Below are 18,227 nucleotides of genomic sequence, written 5' to 3' on the forward strand. Positions count from 1 at the left end.
CCGACCTCCGGGAGCCGCCGTGACCGTCGACGCGCACCACCACGTCTGGGACCTGTCTGTCCGCGACCAGGACTGGCTCCACGGCCCCGGACTGCGGCCGCTGCGGCGGAACTTCGGCGTCGCCGACCTCGAACCCGAGGCCCGGGCCGCCGGCGTCGACCGTACCGTCCTGGTCCAGACGGTCACCGTGCCCGAGGAGACCCCCGAACTCCTCCTCCTAGCCGACCGGCACGAGCTGATCGCCGGGGTCGTCGGCTGGACCGACCTCACCCGCCCCGACATCGCCGACGAACTGGCCAGGCTGCGGGCGCTGCCGGGCGGCTCCTACCTCAAGGGCGTCCGGCACCAGGTCCAGAACGAACCCGACCCCGGGTGGCTGCTGCGCCCCGACGTCCGGCGCGGCCTGGCCGCCGTGGCCGACGCCGGCCTGGTCCACGACCTCGTGGTGCTGCCCCACCAGCTCCCGGCCTGCGCCCGGGCGGCAGCGGCCGTGCCCCGGCTCACCTTCGTCCTGGACCATCTGGGCAAGCCGCCCATCGCCTCCGGGGGCCACGAGAGGTGGGCGGCGGACCTGCGCGCCCTCGCCGCCCTGCCCAACACGGTGGCCAAACTCTCCGGCCTGGTCACCGAGGCCGGCCCGGCCACCCGGACCCCGGCCGCGCTGCGCCCGTACACCGACACGGCCCTGGACTCCTTCGGCCCCGGCCGGCTCATGTACGGCTCGGACTGGCCGGTGTGCACCCTGGTGATGTCGTACGGCGAAGTGCACGGCCTCACCCGCGAGTTGACCGCTGATCTGGGGGAGGCGGAGCGCACGGCGCTCTTCGAGGGCACCGCGCGGCGCGTCTACGGCCTGTGAACCGCCCCGGCCAGCCGCGTGGGCGGCAGATACTCCCGCACGTACGTCCGCTCCCAGCACGCCCCGGTCTCCCGCCACTCCCGCGGGCTCGTGTAGCGGTACCGGAACAACCGGGCCCGGACGTAGCGGGGCGGGGTGTCCGGCGGGAACGGGGAGCGGCGGAGCAGTCTGAGCGTGTCACGGTCGTTCTCCAGCAGGCGTTCCACCAGGCCGCCGAACCACTCCCCGGCGTAACCGGGTGACAGCGCCGCGAACCACATCAGCCAGTCCAGGCGCAGATGGTACGGGGCGAACTGGCGCGGCCAGCGCCGGGGATCGCCGGGCTTGCCCCGGAACGCGTACTCCCGCCAGTCCGAGTCCTCGCGCGGGCTGCCGTCCAGCGTGCCCTCCACCACCACCTCGTAGCGGACCCGGCTGACACTGCCGAACGCGCCGTACGTGTTCACCAGGTGCAGCGGGTCGAACGAGCGGTTCATGACCTGGCGGCGGGAGACCATGTTCACCACCGGGCGGTAGCTCAGGAACAGCAGCAGCGCGGCGACCGCGAGCACCAGCACCTCGTACCACAGCGGTGCCGGCCGCACGGACGGCACGGACCCCGGCAGCCACAGCGCGGACAGGGCCAGCACGATGGTGATCCAGTTCAGCCAGGAGAAGTTGCCCGAGAGCACCAGCCACAGCTGGGTGACGATCATCAGGGCCGCCGCGGCCGAGGCGACCGGCTGCGGGGTGAAGAGCAGGACCGGTACGACCAACTGGGTGACGTGGTTGGCGGCCGCCTCCGCCCGGTGCAGGGGCCCCGGCAGATGGTGGAAGAACCAGCTCAGCGGGCCCGGCATCGGCTGCGTCTCGTGGTGGTAGTACAGGCAGGTCAGATCCCGCCAGCACGCGTCGCCGCGCAGTTTGATCAGCCCGGCGCCGAACTCCACCCGGAACAGGATCCAGCGCAGCAGGAACAGCACGACGACGGGCGGCGCCACCTCGCCGTTGCCGAGGAACGCGGCCAGGAAACCCGTCTCCAGCAGCAGCGACTCCCAGCCGAACGCGTACCACGTCTGGCCCACGTTGACGATCGACAGATACAGGGCCCACGGCACCAGCCACAGCAGGATCCCCGCCCACAGCGGCAGCGCGGAGTCCGCCCCGGCGAGCAGGGCCGCCGACACCGCGCAGCCCGCCCACGCGCAGGCCGCGAAGAACCGGTCGGAGTAGTGCAGCTGGAACAGGCTCGGGGCGCGCCGGAACCGGACCCGGGCCGTGAAGCGGGGGATCGGCAGCATGCCGCGCTCGCCCAGCAGGGCCCGGAACTGGAGGGCCGCCGACAAGAACGCGACCAGGTACACGGCGGCCAGAGCCCGCTGGAAGACCAGCCGGCTCAGCCAGTAGCCGGGTGCGGAGAACCAGTCCACGGTCGTGCGCGCCCTCCCGTGCGGCGACACCGGCGCCGCTCTCACGATGACCTTCCCCGAGTTGCCAGCCGAACACGGGCGATGCCAACAATAGGGAGGAATTACCCGGAGTGATGCGGAGTGCACGGTGCGGATACCTCCCCGATCCATGGTCACGGCCTGCGTGCTCCCACTCGCGCTCCTCGCCGCGGGCTGCGCGGGCACCGGCGTCAAGCAGGACCGGGTGGGCGAGGCGGTCTTCCTCCAGGCCGCCACCGACCGCGGCCCCGAGCCCTTCACCGACACGGGGTCCGGGTCCGGGCCCACGGCCCCCGCCACCGCTTCCAGCCCCGCCGCCCGCACCGACCCCCTGGCCGCCACCACGGGCCCGGCACCGGACCGGGCCGGGACCACGATGCCGCCCCCGTCCCCGCCCTCCCCGCACCCCTCCGTACCGCCCCCGTCCGCCGTGCCGGGCGGCGGGCGGTCATGGGCCCCGCTGCCCGCGGCGCACAGCCTGTCAGGGGCGACCCCCGGCCTGTACCGGGGCACCCCGCACGTCGCCGGCTGTGACGTGGAGCGGCACATCGGCTCGCTCGCGGCGGACCGGGTCAAGGCGGGCGCCTTCGCCCGCGCGGTGGGTGTCCCGGTGCCGGCCCTCCCCGGCTATCTGCGCGGCCTGACCCCGGTCACGCTGCGCCGGGACACCCGGGTCACCAGTCACGCCTACCGCGACCGGCAGGCGGCCGGTTACCAGGCCGTGCTCCAGGCCGGCACCGCCGTCCTGGTCGACGACCGCGGTGTGCCCCGGGTGCGCTGCGCCTGCGGCAACCCGCTGAAGGCGCCCACCGAGGCCCACAACGGTGTGGACGCCCGTGGTGCCGCCTGGCCCGGCTACCGGCCCAGCCAGGTGATCGCGGTGACCCCGGCGCCCAGGGCCGTCACCACCCTCACGATCGTCGACGTCGACGCCCGTGTCTGGATCGAACGGCGGACCGGCCGGGACGTCGGCCGGGACCGGGTCGTGTCCCCGTCCCCGCAGGCGACCGCCAGGCCCGGGCCCGCCCCCGACCGCACCGGCCCCGCGCACACCGGCGGTCCGCTTCGGACGGGCCCCGCGCCTACCGCCCCCACTCCGACAGGTCTCCCGGACAGCGGCCCCGCCCCCACCGCACCGCCCTCCACGGGGCGCCCCGGCCCGCCCGGGAGCGCACCCGCCGCCCCCGCCCCGCCGGACGGCGGCGCCTGAAGCGGTCGGCGCGGCTCCCGCGTTCCCGGCCGACACCGCTCCGGTGACGGTCGCGGCGGCGGTGGCAGCGGGTCCGGCCGAGGTGCCCGGTGGCCGGACCCGGACCCGGACCGCAGTCGAAGAATCGGACAAATGCTGGCAAGGTGGCTCCATGGCTGATCGGGGAGCGAGCGCCCTGTCACTCCCGCAGGACTGGCCCGCCCACCCGGACCCGATCCTGGCGCTCAACCGCATGGGCAGCTTCGACTGGGACCTGGACGCAGGTCTGTTCCACATGGACGCCCAGGCCTTCGAGGTGTTCGACCTGCGGCCCGAGGAGTACGACGGCCGTCCGGAGACCCTGGCCGTCCGGGTGCCGCCGCCGGAGGCCGCCCGGCTCGACGCGGTGGTCTCCCGGGCCATCAAGGACGGCAGCGAGAACTACGGCGCCTACTTCCGCATCCGCTGCCGCGACGGCTCCGCGCGCTGGACGCACACCCAGGGCTACATCCGGCGTGACGACTCGGGCCGCCCCCGCCGGGTCGTCGGCATCGTCCGGGACGCCACCGAGGAACTCGCCGACAGTGCGGCCCGCAGCCACCGGGCCGCCCAGGACGAGGCCTTCCGGCAGCAGACCGGAGTCGTCCAGGTCATCTCCGCCGCCCTCGCCCACGCCCGCAGCATCCAGGACGTCATCGACGTCCTCAAGGACACCCACGGCGTCCGCCACCTCGGCGCGGCCAGCCTGGTGATGGGCCTGGTCGAGGCCGGCCGTATCCGGCTGGTCGCCGAGGGCCCCGCGGGCAGCTTCGTCCCCGGCACCCGGGTCACCCGGATCGACGAGCCGTACCCGCTGAGCGAGGTCGTCCGCACGCTCAGCCCCCGGTTCATCGAGTCCCCGGAGGAGTTCGCCGAGGGCTACCCGATCCTCTGGCCGCACCTCACCGACCTGCACATCACCTCGGCCGCCTACCTGCCCCTGATCGCCCAGGCCCGGCCGATCGGCGCGATGGGCCTGCTCTACGACGACCGGCGGGGCTTCTCCGCCGAGGAACGCGCCGTCCTCGTCGCGCTCGGCAGCAGCATCGCGCAGAGCCTCATGCGGGCCAGGCTCTACGAACAGGAGAAGGACCTCGCCCAGGGCCTCCAGCAGGCCATGCTGCCCCGCACCATCCCCCGCGTCCCCGGCGCCGACATCGCCGTCCGCTACCGCTCGGCCGCCCTCGGCCGGGACATCGGCGGCGACTGGTACGACGTCATCCCGCTGCCCGGAGGCCGGGTCGGCGCGGTCATCGGTGACGTCCAGGGCCACGACACGCACGCCGCGGCCGTCATGGGCCAGCTGCGGATCGTGCTGCGCGCCTACGCCGCCGAGGGCCACACCCCGGCCACCGTGATGGCCCGCGCCTCCGTCTTCCTCCACGAACTCGACACCGACCGCTTCGCCACGTGCCTGTACGCCCAGGCAGACCTGTCCACCGGCGTCGTCCAGATGGTCCGCGCCGGGCACATCGACCCGCTGGTCCGGCGCAACGACGGCACCTGCGGCCGGGTCCCCGTCGAGGGCGGGCTGCCGCTCGGCCTGTCCGCCGAGTTCGGGCGGCTGGAGTACCCCGTCTCCACCCTCGAACTGGACCCCGGGCACACCCTGCTGCTGTGCACCGACGGACTCGTCGAACAGCCCGGCACCGATCTCGACGACAGCATGCGCGGCCTCGCCACGCTCATCGGGAACGGCCCGGACGAGGTGCGCGACCTCGCCGACCGGCTGATCCGGCTGGCCGAGGAGCAGGGCGGCGACGACGACGTGGCCCTGCTCCTGCTGCGCCGCCGCGCCCCCGAGGCCGCGCGTGCCCGCGGCCGGCTCCGCCAGCATGTGGCGCCCGGCGACCCGGAGGCCCTCATCCACGCCCGGCACATGATCCGGGCCGCGGTCCGCGCGTGGGGCGCCCGTGACCGAGCCGACGAGATCGAGCTGGTCGCCGACGAGCTGATCACCAACGCGCTGATGCACACCGAGGGCTCCGCGATCGTCACCCTGCGGGCCCTGGCCGGCAGTGACCGCCGGGTGCGCATCGAGGTCGAGGACTCCTCCAGCGCCCTGCCCCGCCGCCGGGAAGCGGGGGAGCAGGGCGTCTCCGGCCGCGGTCTGCTCCTGGTGGACCGGCTCGCCGACGTGTGGGGCGTGGAGGCGCGCGGCGGCGGCAAGGCGGTGTGGTGCGAGTTCCGGATGCCGTAGCGGCCGGCCCGGCGCAGCGCGGGGCGTTGTCGGTACCGGATGGCACTCTGGACGTATGCCGGAACTGCCCGAGGTAGAAGCGCTGACGGACTTCCTCACCGAGCACCTGGTCGGCCTGCGGGTGGTGCGGGTGCTGCCGGTCGCCGTCAGCGTCCTGAAGACGTACGACCCTCCGGTCACCGCCGTCGAGGGCGCCGAGGTGACGGCCGTGCGCCGGCACGGCAAGTTCCTGGACATCGTGACGGACACCGGGCTGCACCTGGTCACCCATCTGGCCCGCGCCGGCTGGCTGCACTGGCGGGACCGGCTGCCGGACGGCCCGCCGAAGCCCGGGAAGGGCCCGCTCGCGCTGCGCGTGGCGCTGGAGACGGGCGAGGGCTTCGACCTCACCGAGGCCGGCACCCAGAAACGCCTCGCCGTCTACGTCGTCCGCGACCCCCGGGAGGTGGAGGGCATCGCCCGCCTCGGCCCGGACCCGCTCGCCGACGACTTCGACGAGGACCGGTTCGCGGCGCTGCTGAGGGACGAACGGCGTCAGCTGAAGGGTGCCCTGCGCGACCAGTCGCTGATCGCCGGCGTCGGCAACGCCTACAGCGACGAGGTCCTGCACGCCGCGAGGATGTCCCCGTTCAAGCTCGCCGCGTCCCTCACCCCGCAGGAGACCCACCGGCTGTACGAGGCCCTGCGCGGCACGCTCACCGAGGCGGTCGAGCGCTCCCGCGGTGTGGCCGCCGGGCGCCTGAAGTCGGAGAAGAGGAGCGGCCTGCGTGTGCACGGCCGCACGGGCGAACCCTGCCCGGTGTGCGGCGACACCATCCGCGAGGTGTCCTTCAGCGACTCCTCGCTCCAGTACTGCCCCACCTGCCAGACGGGCGGCAGACCCCTCGCCGACCGCCGCCTGTCCAAACTCCTGAAGTAACCCCCGCCCCACTGCGGACCCGAGCCCCGACCCGCCGCCGAAGCGGGCCCGAACCGTGCCGGCCCCGTCCTGCCGATGCCGGCGCGCCCTCGCGGCCCCTTGTCCGGCCTTGGCGGCCCCCCACTCCTGAAGTGAGCCCAGTCCGATTGCGGAACGCAGCTCGGGCCAGCCGCCGATGCGAGCCCCGACCGGCCGCCGAAGCGGGCCCGGACCGTGCCGGCCCCGCCGGTGCCGATTGGCGCGCCCTCGCCGCCCCGCCGCCTCTGTCCGGCCCTGGCGGCCCCCGCTCCTGAAGTGGGCCCCGCCCGACCGGAGCTCGGGCCAGCCGCCGATGCGAGCCCGGACCGGTCGCAAAGCGGGTCCCGACCGGCCGCCGAAGCGGGCCCGGACCGTGGTGCCCCTCCTGCCGATCCAGCGCCCTCGGCCTTGGCGGCCTCTCGCCGGTCCCGCGCGCCTCTGCCCGCCCCTGCGCGGCCCTGGCGGCCCGGCCTTGGCGGCGCCCCGCACTCCTGAAGTGAGCCCAGTCCGGTTGCGGAACGCAGCTCGGGTCAGCCGCTGACGCGAGCCCGGACCGGCCGCCGAAGCGGGCCCGGACCGTGCCGGCCCCGCCCATGCCGATCCCGCGCCCTCGTCGCCCTGACGCCGCCCCTGTCCGGCCTTGGCGGCCTCTCGCCGGTCCCGCGCGCCTGTGTCCGGCCTGCGCGGCCCTGGCGGCGCCCCGCACTCCTGAAGTGAGCCCAGTCCGGTTGCGGAACGCAGCTCGGGCCAGCCGCCGACGCGAGCCCCGATCGGCCGCCGAAGCGGGCCCCGCCCGTGCCGGCCCCGCCGCGCCCCTGCCGGCCCCTGCGCCCTTCCGGCCCCGCGCCGCCCTGCCCGGCCTTGCCAGCTCCCTGCGGCCCGCCGGCCCGCCCCGCCCGCCCCCGCTGCCCCTACCCGGCCCCGCCGGCCCCGCTCGGGCCGTCGGCCGGGGGTGGGCGTCGTTACCGGGCGTCGACGGTGACCAGCCGTTTGCCGTCGTCCGTGCGGACCTCGTACCGGGCGACCTCGCCGGGGTGCAGCGCGGCGGCGCCCATCGCGTGGGTGGGGCGGCTGCCGTCGCCGGGGCTCGTCCAGCCGGCGACGACCTGTTCGGTGCCGTCGCGGCCGACCGCGACCAGCCGGCAGGTGTGCCGCCCCGAGCCGTCCCTGATCTCGAGCCGCAGATCGCTGCCCCAGTCCGCGTCCGACGAGGTGACCCGCGCCCACACCCCGGTGTCCGGATCGGTCGCCGCCATGACGTGCGTGGCCTGCTCCGCGTGGCCGGCGAAGGCCACGATCCCCGGGCCGGCCACGGCCAGCGCCACCGAGGCGGCCAGGCCGAACAGCAGCCGGCGGCGCCGCGCCCGCTGCCGCTGCGCCAGCTCGCCCAGCAGCCGCTCCAGCAGCCGCGGCCCGGGCCGCGTCATGGGGTGCACGAAGCGCGGTGTGGCCCGCCGGTACAGCATCAGCTGCCGGGTCGTGGGCCCGAACCCGGTCACGTGTGCCGCGCACCGGGGGCACTCCATGAGGTGGTCCTCGAAGCGGAAGGCCTCCGCCTCGTCCAGCACGCCGAGCGCGTACGCGCCGACGTCGCGATGCCTTTCCAGGGACCTCATGCCGATTCCTCGTGCCTATGGGTGCGGGTGGGGTTACTCCTTGCTCCCACCGGTACGCAGCCCACCGCCGAATCACTCAAGCCGCGCGCAGAATCGCGGACAGGGGATTCGGAGCCGTACGGCCCGCGGATTGGTGTGAATTCCGGCCGGTTCAGAAGAGGTGGATCGCGAGGTGCCCGAGGGGCAGTCCGAGCCGCCAGGCCGGCGTCCACACTTTCGGCCCGTCGTCCTCGCCGGACACCGCGCCACCGCCCGGCACGGCGTCCAGGTCCGGCGCGAGCAGCTCGGTCTCCTCCAGCCAGCGCCAGGCGTCCGCCGCCAGTGCCAGGTCGGGGGAGGGGGCGCCGGAGCCGGCCGCCCGTTCGGCCAGCTCGGTCATGCGGGCCCGCACCCAGTCCTGCCACGGCTGGTCGTAGGCGGTCAGCGACAGCCAGTTCTCCAGCTGGGAGATCACCCGGATGCCGGAGAGTTCGCCGTCGGTGTCGGACAGGAACACGGTCAGCGCCAGCGCGTCCCGGCCGGCCCGAAACTCGAAGGACGTCGGCGGCATCAGATCGCCGGTGCGCAGCAGCTCGTCGGCGATGTACTCGGCGTACAACCAGGCCATCGGGACGGTCAGTTCACCGTCGTCGGTACCGTCCCTGCTCTCGTGACCTCTGTGCTGCATCCCTTCCTGCCCTTCCTCCGGTGCGTGCGCGCCGCCCGACCTCCGGGCCCGGCCTCCCCGGCCCGGCCCCCGCTCGGAACGCGGATGAGGACAGCCCATGCCCGCAGGGTGTCCGGCGGCAAGGCGCTTTGCCGAGTCTTGGCCCGGATCCCGGTTTCACCGCAGGTCGGCCGTGTAACCGGGGAGGACCCGGCGCAGGGCGCGCAGCGCGTAGAACGCGCGCGACTTCACGGTACCGGGTGGGATCCCCAGGGTCTGCGCCGCTTCCGCCACACTGGCCCCGAGGAAGTACACGAGGACCAGGACGTCACGGTGTTCCGGCGTGAGTGTCTTCACAGCCTCCCGGACGTCGAGCATCGCGGCGGCCCGTTCGGCGTGGTCGGCGGTCACCCGCGCGTCCTCGGGAACCGCGTCGCCGACCTCGCGGGGCCGGGCCCGCCGGGCCCGCCGCGCGTCGATGGCGAGCCGCCGCGCGACGGTCAGCAGCCAGGGCCGTACGGAGTCGAAGCCGTCGGCGTGCAGTGCCTCGGGATGCTGCCAGGCCCGTACCAGGGTCTCCTGGACGAGGTCCTCGGCGCGCTGCCGGTCCCCGTCGCAGAGCCTGAGCAGCAGGGCGAACAGGGGACCGCCGTGCTCGCGCTGGAGCGCGGCGAGCTCGTGCCCGGCGGTCGTCGACCCGTGGGTGAGTGAGGTTCCGGCCGTCATGGCCGTATGGCAGCGCAGGGCACGGCCGGCGGACAGGGGGCGGGCCCGGCTGTGCGGCGGACGGTCGATCGGGGCGGCGAACGGTCGGACGAGCGGTCCTTCCGGCACCGGACGGGCTAATCAGAGCCCCCGGTCCGTTTATCCGGCACGTCAGATTCATACCCATATGCCGTCACGGCCTTGTCTGTATATACGACAACCTGGGGTGAGTTGATGATCGGACGCAGACAGCAGGTGGCCCTGGCCCTGACCGCCGTTCTCACGGCGGCGGCCGCCTGCCAGAACCACAACCGGCAGGACTCCGGCTCGCAGCAGGGGCGCCCGGCGCCCGCCGCGGCCCGCGGGTTCACCCTCGTCGCCTCCGGGGACGTGCTGCCGCACACCTCCGTGATCGAGCGGGCCTCCTACGACGCCGGCGGCAACGGCCACGACTTCCGCCCCATGCTCTCCGGCGTCGAACCACTCGTCTCCCACGCCGACCTGGCGCTGTGTCACATGGAGACCGTCTACGGCGTCGAGGGCGCCTACAGCGGCTACCCGGCCTTCAGGTCCCCGCCGCAGATCGCCAAGGGGCTGGCCGCCACCGGCTACGACGGCTGCTCCACCGCCTCCAACCACGCCCTTGACGACGGCACCGCCGGCATCCGGCGCACCCTGGACGCCCTGGACGCGGCCGGCCTGCGGCACGCCGGAACCGCCCGCAGCGAGGCCGAGGCCCGCTCGGTGACGCTCCTGCGGGCGGGTCCGGCCAAGGTCGCCCACCTGTCGTACACCTTCGGCACCAACGGCAACCCGCTGCCGCACGGCGCGCCCTGGGCGGTCAACATGATCGACGCGGACCGGATCATCGCCGACGCCCGCGTCGCCCGGCGGGCCGGCGCCGACGTGGTCGTCCTGTCCGTGAACTGGGGCACCGAATGGCAGGACGAACCCGACCGGCTCCAGCTCACCCTCGCCCAGCGGCTCACCGCCTCCGCCACCGCCGGACGTCCCGACATCGACCTGATCCTGGGCACCCACGCCCACGTCCCGCAGGCGTACGAGAAGGTCAACGGCACCTGGGTGATCTACGGCATGGGCGACCAGATCGCGGGCGAGATGTACAACCGCGAGGGCGCCCAGGACCCGCGCGGCAACGAGTCCACGCTCGGCCGCTTCACCTTCGCCCCGCCCGACCGGCCGGGCGGGGCCTGGCGGGTCACCAAGGCCGAGTTCGTCCCCCAGCTGTACGACCTCGACGCCGGCCGGGTCGTCGACCTCGACCGGGCCGTCGCCCAGGGCGCCGACCTCGAAGGGGTGCGCGACCGGATCCGGGACGTGGTGCTCAGCCGCGGGGCCGCCCAGGACGGCCTGGTCATGGCCGAGTGATCACTCGGCGGGCCGCCGCGCGGCGAGCACCGAATGCCGGTAGGAGTAGCCGAAGTAGATCACGCAGCCGATCACGAACCACACCACGAACCGGACCCAGGTCTGCCACTGGAGGCGCGTGACCAGCCAGATGGAGAAGAGGATGCCCAGGGCGGGCAGGAACGGCATCCACGGGGTGCGGAAGGCGCGCGGCAGGTCGGGCCGCCGGTAGCGCAGCACGATCACCGCCGCGCACACCACCACGAACGCCAGCAGGATGCCGATGTTGGTCAGTTCGGCCACGTCGGCGATCGGGAGGAACCCGGCGATGGCCGCCGAGGCCGCCCCGACGATCCAGGTGACCCGGGTCGGCACGTGCCGGGTGGGGTGCGTCTTGGCGAACCAGCGCGGCAGCAGTCCGTCCCGGGACATGGAGAACCAGACACGGGTCACGCCCAGCATGAACGTGAACATCACGGTGAGGATGCCGATAATCGCGCCCACCGCGATCACGTCCGCGAGCGCGCCGAGCCCGACCGACTTGAACGCCGTGGAGAAACCGCTCTCCTTGTCGATGTCCCGGTAGTTCTGCATGCCCGTCAGCACCAGACAGGCCGCCACGTACAGCACCATCGAGATCGCCAGCGAGTAGATGATCGCCCGCGGCATGTGCCGCTGCGCGTCCTTCGACTCCTCGGCCGCCGTGGACATCGCGTCGTAACCGAACACCGCGAAGAACACCAGCGCCGCGCCGTCGAATGCGCCGCCGACGCCGTACGGGAAGAACGGGTGGTAGTTCCCGCTGTCGATGTGGAACACGCCCACCCCGATCACCATCAGCACCACCAGCACCTTCAGCGCCACCACGAAGGTCTCGAAGCGGGCCGCGCTGCGCATGCCCAGGTTCAGCAGCCAGGCGATGAGCAGGCACAGCACCACCGCGAACAGGTCGACGCGGTGCCCGTGCCCGGTGCCGGGGGCGCCCAGCATCCAGTCCGGCAGCCGCGCGCCCATGTCCGTCACCAGGAAGCCGAAGTAGCCGGAGATGCCGATCGCCACCACCGCCACGATCGCGGTGTACTCCAGCAGCAGGTCCCAGCCGATGAACCAGCCCGCGAACTCGCCCAGCACCGCGTAGCCGTACGTGTACGCCGAACCGGCCTTCGGGATCATCCCGGCGAACTCGGCGTACGACAGGGCCGCGCAGGCGCTCGCGAGACCGGCGATCAGGAAGGAGATCAGCACCGCGGGGCCGGCCGTGCCGTTGGCCACCGTACCGGCGAGGGTGAAGATGCCCGCGCCGATGATGCCGCCGACCCCGATCGCGGTGAGCTGCCACAGCCCGAGCGACCTCTCCAGCCGGGGCCCCTCGGTGATCTCGGTGTCCTCGATGTGTTCGATGGGTTTGCGGCGGAGAATGCCCTCACCCGCGCGGAGCCTGTCCATGCGCCTCACCTCTTCGCCGACGGCAAACGGCTGACGGCGGATCATGATGGCTCAGGGCCGCCCCGCAGGGAAGACGCCACGCACGTCCCAGGACCGAGTCCACACGCGGCTGCGGACGGAGCCCGCGCACGGCCCGGGACGGAACCCGTGCACGGGGGCCGGCCGGCGGCAGCCCGCCGGCGTGCGGCGGGGTGCCTGCCCGCCGACGGTCGCCGGCCGCTCCCGCCGCCCCGATCCCGCGCGGTTACGGTACGACCGTCACCGGCCAGCGTCCCGCCTTCACCAGCCGGACCGCCACCGAACCGATGATCCGGTGTCCGGCCTGCTCCGAGGCACCCACCACCACCGCGTCCGCCTTCAGCTCGTCGGCCGCCGTCACCAGCCCGGTGTACGGGTCGCCGCGGAAGGTGTGGAACTCCCAGCGCACCTCGAATATCCCCTTGAGCCGCTCGGCGGCCTCCCGGATCTGCGCCACCAGCTCGTCGGCGATCTCGTCGGTGGTCTCCGCCACGGGCGCCCCGAGCGCCGCGCCGGCCGCGAGCACAGGCTGCACGTACACCACCGCGAGCAGCGCGTGCTGGCGGCGGGCCAGTCCCCCCGCGTACGCGGCGGCGCGCATCGAGGACTCCGAGCCGTCCACCCCGACCAGGACGACCTTCGGCCCGTCCGTGCCCCGCTCGAACTGATGCGAGCGCTGTTCGTGCTGTTCCGTCACGGCCGTGAGGCTATCGGAACCATTCCCTCCCACCGGGCGCGGGGCCCCGCGCCCGGTCCGCACCGCCGGGGCGGCGCCGGCCGCTCGACGCGCGGGCCGTGCCGCCCCTTCCTACAGTCGGAACCATGACTGCCAGCGCGGAGCCCGCCGCACCGAGGGGCGCCCCCGCCCCGGCCCACCCGCCCGCCGGCGGGCGCCTCGGCCGGGTCCCGGAGGCCTTCGGCGCCCTCTTCGCCGCCCTCGGCCTGCTGTGCACCCTGCTCGCGTTCATCCCGCCCCTGCGCCGCGTGCTCCTCCCGGCCGACCGCGCCCTCGACCTGCTCCTCTTCCCCATCAGCGCCAACCTGGCGTACGCCGTCTTCCTGTTCCTGCTGGCCGGCGCCACCGCCGCCCGCAAGAAGGTGGCCTGGTGGCTGGTCGTCGGCTACCTCGGGCTGCTCGTCCTCACCGACGCGCTCGGCGCGGCCGCCGGCCTGTACGCCGAGTCACTGCCCTCCCTCGTGCTGTGCGCGCTGCTGCTCCTCCTGCTCCTGGCGGCCCGCCGCGAGTTCTACGCCGCCTCCCGCCGCGGTGCCGTGCGCCGGGCCCTCGCCGTGCTGCTGGCCGGGCTGGTCGTGGCGATCCTGCTCGGCTGGGGGCTGGTGCTGCTGTTCCCGGGCACCCTCCCGGCGGGCCAGCACCTCGCCTGGGCGGCCGACCGGGTGTGCGGCGGGCTGGTCGCCAACAGCTCCTTCGACGGCCGGCCGCCGCACCGGGTCACCTTCGCGCTCGGCCTGCTCGGCGCCCTCGCCCTGCTCAACGCGGCGGCCACCCTGTTCCGCTCCCAGCGCCTGGAAGCCGCCCTGCACGGCGACGAGGAGGCCCGCATCCGCGCCCTGCTGATCGCGTACGGCGACCGGGACTCCCTCGGCTACTTCGCCACCCGGCGCGACAAGGCCGTCGTCTTCTCGCCCAGCGGCAAGGCCGCCGTCACCTACCGCGTCGAGGCCGGCGTCTGCCTGGCCAGCGGCGACCCCGTCGGCGACCCGGAGGCCTGGCCGCCTGCCATCGCCGCCTGGCTGGACCTGGCCCGCCGGTACGCCTGGGCGCCCGCCGTGATGGGCGCCTCCGAGGACGGCGCCCGCGCCTACGCCCGCGCCGGGCTCGGCGCCCTCCAGCTGGGCGACGAGGCGATCCTGCACATCCCCGGCTTCGACCTCGACGGCCGCGACATGCGGGTCACCCGGCAGGCCGTGAACCGGGTCCGCCGCACCGGCGCCACCTGCCGGGTCCGCCGTCACGCCGTCCTCACCCCGGCGGAGATGGAGGAGATCGTCCGCAAGGCCGACGCCTGGCGCGACACCGAGACCGAACGCGGCTTCTCCATGGCCCTGGACCGGCTCGGCGACCCGGCCGACGGCGACTGCCTGCTCGTGGAGGCCCTCGGCGACGACGGCCGGCTCCTCGCCCTGCTCTCCTTCGTCCCCTGGGGCCGCGACGGCGTCTCCCTGGACCTGATGCGCCGTGACCGGACCGCCCCTAACGGCGTGATGGAGTTCATGGTCGCCGAACTCTGCGCCGCCGCCCCGAAGCTGGGCGTGCGCCGCATCTCCCTGAACTTCGCCGTCTTCCGGTCCGTCTTCGAGGAAGGCGCCCGAATCGGCGCCGGCCCCGTCCTCAGGCTCTGGCGCCGCCTGCTGCTGTTCTTCTCCCGCTGGTGGCAACTGGAGGCGCTGTACCGCTCCAACGCCAAGTACCGCCCCGAGTGGTACCCGCGCTTCATCTGTTACGCCGACACCGCCTCCCTCGCCCGCATCGGCCTCGCCTCCGGCATCGCCGAGGGATTCGTGTCCGTACCGTCCCTGCGCAAACTCTGGGGAAAGGGGCACCCGAACACCGGACAGCGGCCCGCCACCACCGAGGGGCTGCCGTCCCTGACGGCGCTCGGCCCGGACGGAGGGGACCGGGCCGGGCCCGCGACCCCGGACGCGGGCCTGCCCGACCAGGTCCGCGTCCGGCACCACACACTCGACCGGCTGCGCGCCACCGGCACCGACCCGTACCCGGTCGCCACCGCCGCCCCCACCCACGCCCTCGCCGACGTACCGCCCGGCACGGACGTCACCGTCGCCGGACGCGTCATGCTGGTCCGGGACCTCGGAGGCATCGTCTTCGCCGTGCTGCGCGACTGGTCCGGCGACCACCAGATCGCCCTCACCCGCGACGGCTCCGGCCCGGAACTCGACCGCTTCACCGCCGACACCGACCTCGGCGACCACATCACCGCCACCGGCCACGCCCGGCCCAGCGACCGCGGCGAACCCACGGTCTTCGTCACCACCTGGCGGCTCACCGGCAAATGCCTGCGCCCGCTGCCCGACAAACGGCGCGGCCTCACCGACCCCGAGGCCAAGGTCCGCCGCCGCTACCTCGACCTCCTCACCAGCCCCGACGCCCGCGCCGTCGTCCGCGTCCGCTCCGCCGCCGTCCAGGCGCTGCGGCAGGGCCTGCTGGAGCGCGGCTACCTGGAGGTCGAGACCCCGATGCTCCAGCAGATCCACGGCGGCGCCAACGCCCGCCCCTTCACCACCCACATCAACGCCTACGACCTCGACCTGTACCTGCGCATCGCCCCCGAGCTGTACCTGAAACGGCTGTGCGTCGGCGGCCTGGAGAGGGTCTTCGAGCTGGGCCGCACCTTCCGCAACGAGGGCGTCTCCCACAAGCACAACCCCGAGTTCACGATGCTGGAGGCCTATCAGGCCCACGCCGACTACGACGTCATGCTCGACCTCACCCGCGAGCTGATCCAGGGCGCCGCGACGGCCGCCTTCGGCTCCCCGGTGGCCCGCAGGGACGGCAGGGAGCACGACATCTCCGGGGCGTGGCCCGTGAAGACGGTGTTCGGGGCGCTCTCCGAGGCACTCGGGGAGAACATCGGCCCCGGCACCGAACTGCTGCGGCTGCACCGGCTGTGCGACCGCGCCGGGGTGCCGTACACCCCCGACGACGGACCCGGCGACATCGTCCTGGAGATGTACGAGCGGCTGGTCGAACACCGCACCGAACAGCCCACCTTCTACAAGGACTTCCCGACCGACGTCTCCCCGCTGACCCGGCAGCACCGCACCGACCCGCGGCTCGCCGAGCGCTGGGACCTCGTCGCCTTCGGCACCGAACTCGGCACCGCCTACTCGGAGCTGACCGACCCCGTCGAACAGCGCCGCCGGCTCACCGCGCAGTCCCTGCGGGCCGCCGGCGGCGATCCGGAGGCCATGGAACTGGACGAGGACTTCCTCCAGGCCCTGGAGTACGCGATGCCACCGACCGGCGGCCTCGGCCTCGGCGTCGACCGGCTCGTCATGTTCCTCACCGGCCTGACCATCCGCGAGACGCTGCCCTTCCCACTCGTCCGGCACCGCTGACCGCACCGCCGGCTCGGCCGTTCGGGTGCAATCCGGCCGCCACACCGGTGGCGTTGGGGTGCGCCGGAGCCCGGCGGGGCGACTGATGAGTCATGCAGAAGGATCAGTTGCCCACACGGCGCCGGATGCTGTTCGCAGGCGCCGCCGCTCTGGGAGCCGCGGGAGCCGCGGGCGCCGTCGGCGCCGTGCTGGCGGGAGGCGGCGGGGAGCCGGCCGGAACGACCGCGGCCCCCGTCGCCGGCCCGCAGGCCCGCCAGGTGCTCAAGCCCTCCGCCTTCCGGCTCCAGCCGCTCACCGGATACGGTCCGCCGCGCGCCGCGCCCCGCAAGCTCAAGGTGCGCAGGGAACCCTTCCTGCGGATCTCCGGGCACGGCCGGCGCATGATGCTGACCTTCGACGACGGCCCCAACCCCGACTACACCCCGCACATCCTGGACACCCTCGCCAAGTACGACGTCCGGGCCATGTTCTTCGTGTGCGGCGAATGCGTCGTCGAGAACAGGGAACTGCTGGCCCGCATGGCCGACGAGGGCCACGTCGTCGGCAACCACACCTGGACGCACCCGCTGCTGACCACCCTGGGCCGCAGGGAGATCCGCTCCGAGATGGAACGCACCAGCGACGTCATCGAGGACACCTACGGCGAGCGCCCCCAGTGGTTCCGCGCGCCCTACGGCGCATGGAACCGGGCCGCCTTCCAGCTGGGCGCCGAGATGGGCATGGAACCGATGGCCTGGACCGTGGACACCACCGACTGGACGGTGCCCGGCACGGACACCATCGTCGACCAGGTGGTGCAGGGTGCCGCCCCCGGTGTCGTGGTGCTCTCCCACGACGCCGGCGGTGACCGTTCGCAGAGTGTCCGCGCGATCCGCGAGTACCTGCCCTATCTGCTGGACTCCGGCTACCACCTCACGGTGCCCCCCCGGCGCATGTGACATACGCCCGGGGACGCGGGACGCCCGCCTGCAGCCCGCCGGGCCTCCGCGGTTCAGCCGACCGAGGCCAGGCGGGCGAAGACGACCACGTTGCCGTCGTAGCCGTTCTGCTTGGAGAAACCGCCGCCGCAGGTGATGACGCGCAGTTCCGGTCTCCCCTTGGAGCCGTACACGCGGTCGCCGGGGAAGTTGTTCTTCTCGAAGACCTCGACCCCGTACACCTCGAAGACCGCGGTCCGTCCGTCCTGCCGTACGACCTCGACCCGGTTCCCCTTCTTCAGGGCCCCGAGACCGTAGAACACGGCGGGGCCCTGCTTGTTGTCGACATGGCCGACGACGACGGCGGTGCCCTTCTCGCCGGGGGAGACCGCGCCGGTGAACCAGCCGGCCATGCCGGGGTTCTCCGGCGGCGGCGCGGCGACCCAGCCGTCCGCGTCGAGACCGACCGGCATGACCGGCGCGTCGACCTGGATGGCGGGGATCCGGACCCGGTCGACGGCGGAGAACGGCAGCGTGACGGGCGCGGCGGCGAAGGTGTCCGGGGCGGCGCTGGTGTCCGGGGCCGCCGCGGACGCCGGCTGCGGAGGGCCCACGTCGAACTCACCGGAACCGTTGCGCATGAGCGCCAGGCCGGTCAGCAGAACAAGCGCTATCACCCCCCAGGGCGCGCGCTTCCTGCGCCGTTCCTCCTCCTCGGCCAGCTCGGACAGCCTGGACGCAGACATTCGCCAACCCCTC

14 protein-coding genes are annotated in these 18,227 nt (G+C 74.0%); 7 read left to right on the forward strand and 7 right to left on the reverse strand.

Annotated features, from left to right (window positions below; genetic code table 11):
- The first annotated feature begins 19 nt into the window (after nt 1-19).
- Nucleotides 20-859 carry an amidohydrolase family protein gene (locus tag ABZ117_RS18900; protein ID WP_356822130.1) on the forward strand — a complete coding sequence of 280 codons (840 nt, stop codon included), beginning with the start codon at nt 20-22 and terminating at the stop codon, nt 857-859.
- Here the strand turns inward: ABZ117_RS18900 and ABZ117_RS18905 are convergent.
- Nucleotides 847-2,268 carry a lipase maturation factor family protein gene (locus tag ABZ117_RS18905; RefSeq protein ID WP_356822132.1) on the reverse strand — a complete coding sequence of 474 codons (1,422 nt, stop codon included), beginning with the start codon at nt 2,266-2,268 and terminating at the stop codon, nt 847-849. The genes ABZ117_RS18900 and ABZ117_RS18905 overlap by 13 nt on opposite strands.
- A gap of 163 nt (nt 2,269-2,431) precedes the next feature.
- Between ABZ117_RS18905 and ABZ117_RS18910 the strand changes: the two genes are divergently transcribed.
- The 3 genes from ABZ117_RS18910 (at nt 2,432) to ABZ117_RS18920 (ending at nt 6,633) form a co-directional block, all read left to right on the forward strand.
- Complete coding sequence (locus tag ABZ117_RS18910; protein ID WP_356822134.1) at nt 2,432-3,496, forward strand: DUF6777 domain-containing protein; 1,065 nt, start codon at nt 2,432-2,434, stop codon at nt 3,494-3,496.
- Between the two features lie 151 nt (nt 3,497-3,647).
- Complete coding sequence (locus ABZ117_RS18915) at nt 3,648-5,714, forward strand: SpoIIE family protein phosphatase (RefSeq protein WP_356822136.1); 2,067 nt, start codon at nt 3,648-3,650, stop codon at nt 5,712-5,714.
- Between the two features lie 55 nt (nt 5,715-5,769).
- Nucleotides 5,770-6,633, forward strand: a complete 864-nt coding sequence (locus tag ABZ117_RS18920) for a DNA-formamidopyrimidine glycosylase family protein (RefSeq protein ID WP_356822138.1) — start codon at nt 5,770-5,772, stop codon at nt 6,631-6,633.
- A 980-nt stretch (nt 6,634-7,613) separates the two neighbouring features.
- Here the strand turns inward: ABZ117_RS18920 and ABZ117_RS18925 are convergent.
- The 3 genes from ABZ117_RS18925 to ABZ117_RS18935 form a co-directional block, all read right to left on the reverse strand.
- Nucleotides 7,614-8,267 (reverse strand): zf-HC2 domain-containing protein, encoded by a 654-nt coding sequence (locus ABZ117_RS18925; RefSeq protein ID WP_356822140.1) that lies wholly within the window; start codon nt 8,265-8,267, stop codon nt 7,614-7,616.
- Nucleotides 8,268-8,418: 151 nt separating this feature from the next.
- Nucleotides 8,419-8,934: a hypothetical protein gene (locus ABZ117_RS18930; protein WP_356822142.1), complete on the reverse strand. Its 516-nt coding sequence runs from the start codon at nt 8,932-8,934 to the stop codon at nt 8,419-8,421.
- Nucleotides 8,935-9,090: 156 nt separating this feature from the next.
- Nucleotides 9,091-9,639: a sigma-70 family RNA polymerase sigma factor gene (locus ABZ117_RS18935; protein ID WP_356822143.1), complete on the reverse strand. Its 549-nt coding sequence runs from the start codon at nt 9,637-9,639 to the stop codon at nt 9,091-9,093.
- A 213-nt stretch (nt 9,640-9,852) separates the two neighbouring features.
- Here ABZ117_RS18935 and ABZ117_RS18940 point away from each other — a divergent pair, with 213 nt between their 5' ends.
- Nucleotides 9,853-11,007, forward strand: coding sequence for a CapA family protein (locus ABZ117_RS18940; RefSeq protein ID WP_356822145.1), 1,155 nt, complete (start codon nt 9,853-9,855; stop codon nt 11,005-11,007).
- Here the strand turns inward: ABZ117_RS18940 and ABZ117_RS18945 are convergent, their stop codons facing one another.
- A complete protein-coding gene (locus ABZ117_RS18945; protein WP_356822147.1) occupies nt 11,008-12,432 on the reverse strand; it encodes an amino acid permease in 1,425 nt (474 codons plus the stop codon).
- A gap of 244 nt (nt 12,433-12,676) precedes the next feature.
- Entirely contained in the window at nt 12,677-13,147 is a 471-nt protein-coding gene (locus ABZ117_RS18950; protein ID WP_356822148.1) for a universal stress protein, read from the reverse strand.
- 125 nt (nt 13,148-13,272) lie between these two features.
- Here ABZ117_RS18950 and lysX point away from each other — a divergent pair, with 125 nt between their 5' ends.
- Together lysX and ABZ117_RS18960 are read left to right on the forward strand one after the other, a co-directional pair.
- Entirely contained in the window at nt 13,273-16,551 is a 3,279-nt protein-coding gene (gene lysX, locus ABZ117_RS18955) for a bifunctional lysylphosphatidylglycerol synthetase/lysine--tRNA ligase LysX (protein WP_356822150.1), read from the forward strand.
- Nucleotides 16,552-16,643: 92 nt separating this feature from the next.
- Nucleotides 16,644-17,489 (forward strand): polysaccharide deacetylase family protein, encoded by an 846-nt coding sequence (locus ABZ117_RS18960; RefSeq protein ID WP_356822152.1) that lies wholly within the window; start codon nt 16,644-16,646, stop codon nt 17,487-17,489.
- 53 nt (nt 17,490-17,542) lie between these two features.
- Here ABZ117_RS18960 and ABZ117_RS18965 read toward each other — a convergent pair whose 3' ends face one another.
- On the reverse strand, nt 17,543-18,214 hold the full coding sequence (locus tag ABZ117_RS18965; protein WP_356822154.1) for a class F sortase: 672 nt from the start codon (nt 18,212-18,214) through the stop codon (nt 17,543-17,545).
- Nucleotides 18,215-18,227: the final 13 nt, after the last annotated feature.

The organism is Streptomyces sp. NPDC006309, from assembly GCF_040613095.1.
GTDB lineage: Bacteria > Actinomycetota > Actinomycetes > Streptomycetales > Streptomycetaceae > Streptomyces.

Coding starts and splice junctions, on each gene's coding strand:
- ABZ117_RS18930 (WP_356822142.1), bottom strand. CDS start 8,934: ATGCAGCACAGAGGTCACGAGAGCAGGGACGGTACCGACGACGGTGAA.
- ABZ117_RS18925 (WP_356822140.1), bottom strand. CDS start 8,267: ATGAGGTCCCTGGAAAGGCATCGCGACGTCGGCGCGTACGCGCTCGGC.
- lysX (WP_356822150.1), top strand. CDS start 13,273: ATGACTGCCAGCGCGGAGCCCGCCGCACCGAGGGGCGCCCCCGCCCCG.
- ABZ117_RS18960 (WP_356822152.1), top strand. CDS start 16,644: ATGCAGAAGGATCAGTTGCCCACACGGCGCCGGATGCTGTTCGCAGGC.
- ABZ117_RS18935 (WP_356822143.1), bottom strand. CDS start 9,639: ATGACGGCCGGAACCTCACTCACCCACGGGTCGACGACCGCCGGGCAC.
- ABZ117_RS18965 (WP_356822154.1), bottom strand. CDS start 18,214: ATGTCTGCGTCCAGGCTGTCCGAGCTGGCCGAGGAGGAGGAACGGCGC.
- ABZ117_RS18920 (WP_356822138.1), top strand. CDS start 5,770: ATGCCGGAACTGCCCGAGGTAGAAGCGCTGACGGACTTCCTCACCGAG.
- ABZ117_RS18945 (WP_356822147.1), bottom strand. CDS start 12,432: ATGGACAGGCTCCGCGCGGGTGAGGGCATTCTCCGCCGCAAACCCATC.
- ABZ117_RS18940 (WP_356822145.1), top strand. CDS start 9,853: ATGATCGGACGCAGACAGCAGGTGGCCCTGGCCCTGACCGCCGTTCTC.
- ABZ117_RS18915 (WP_356822136.1), top strand. CDS start 3,648: ATGGCTGATCGGGGAGCGAGCGCCCTGTCACTCCCGCAGGACTGGCCC.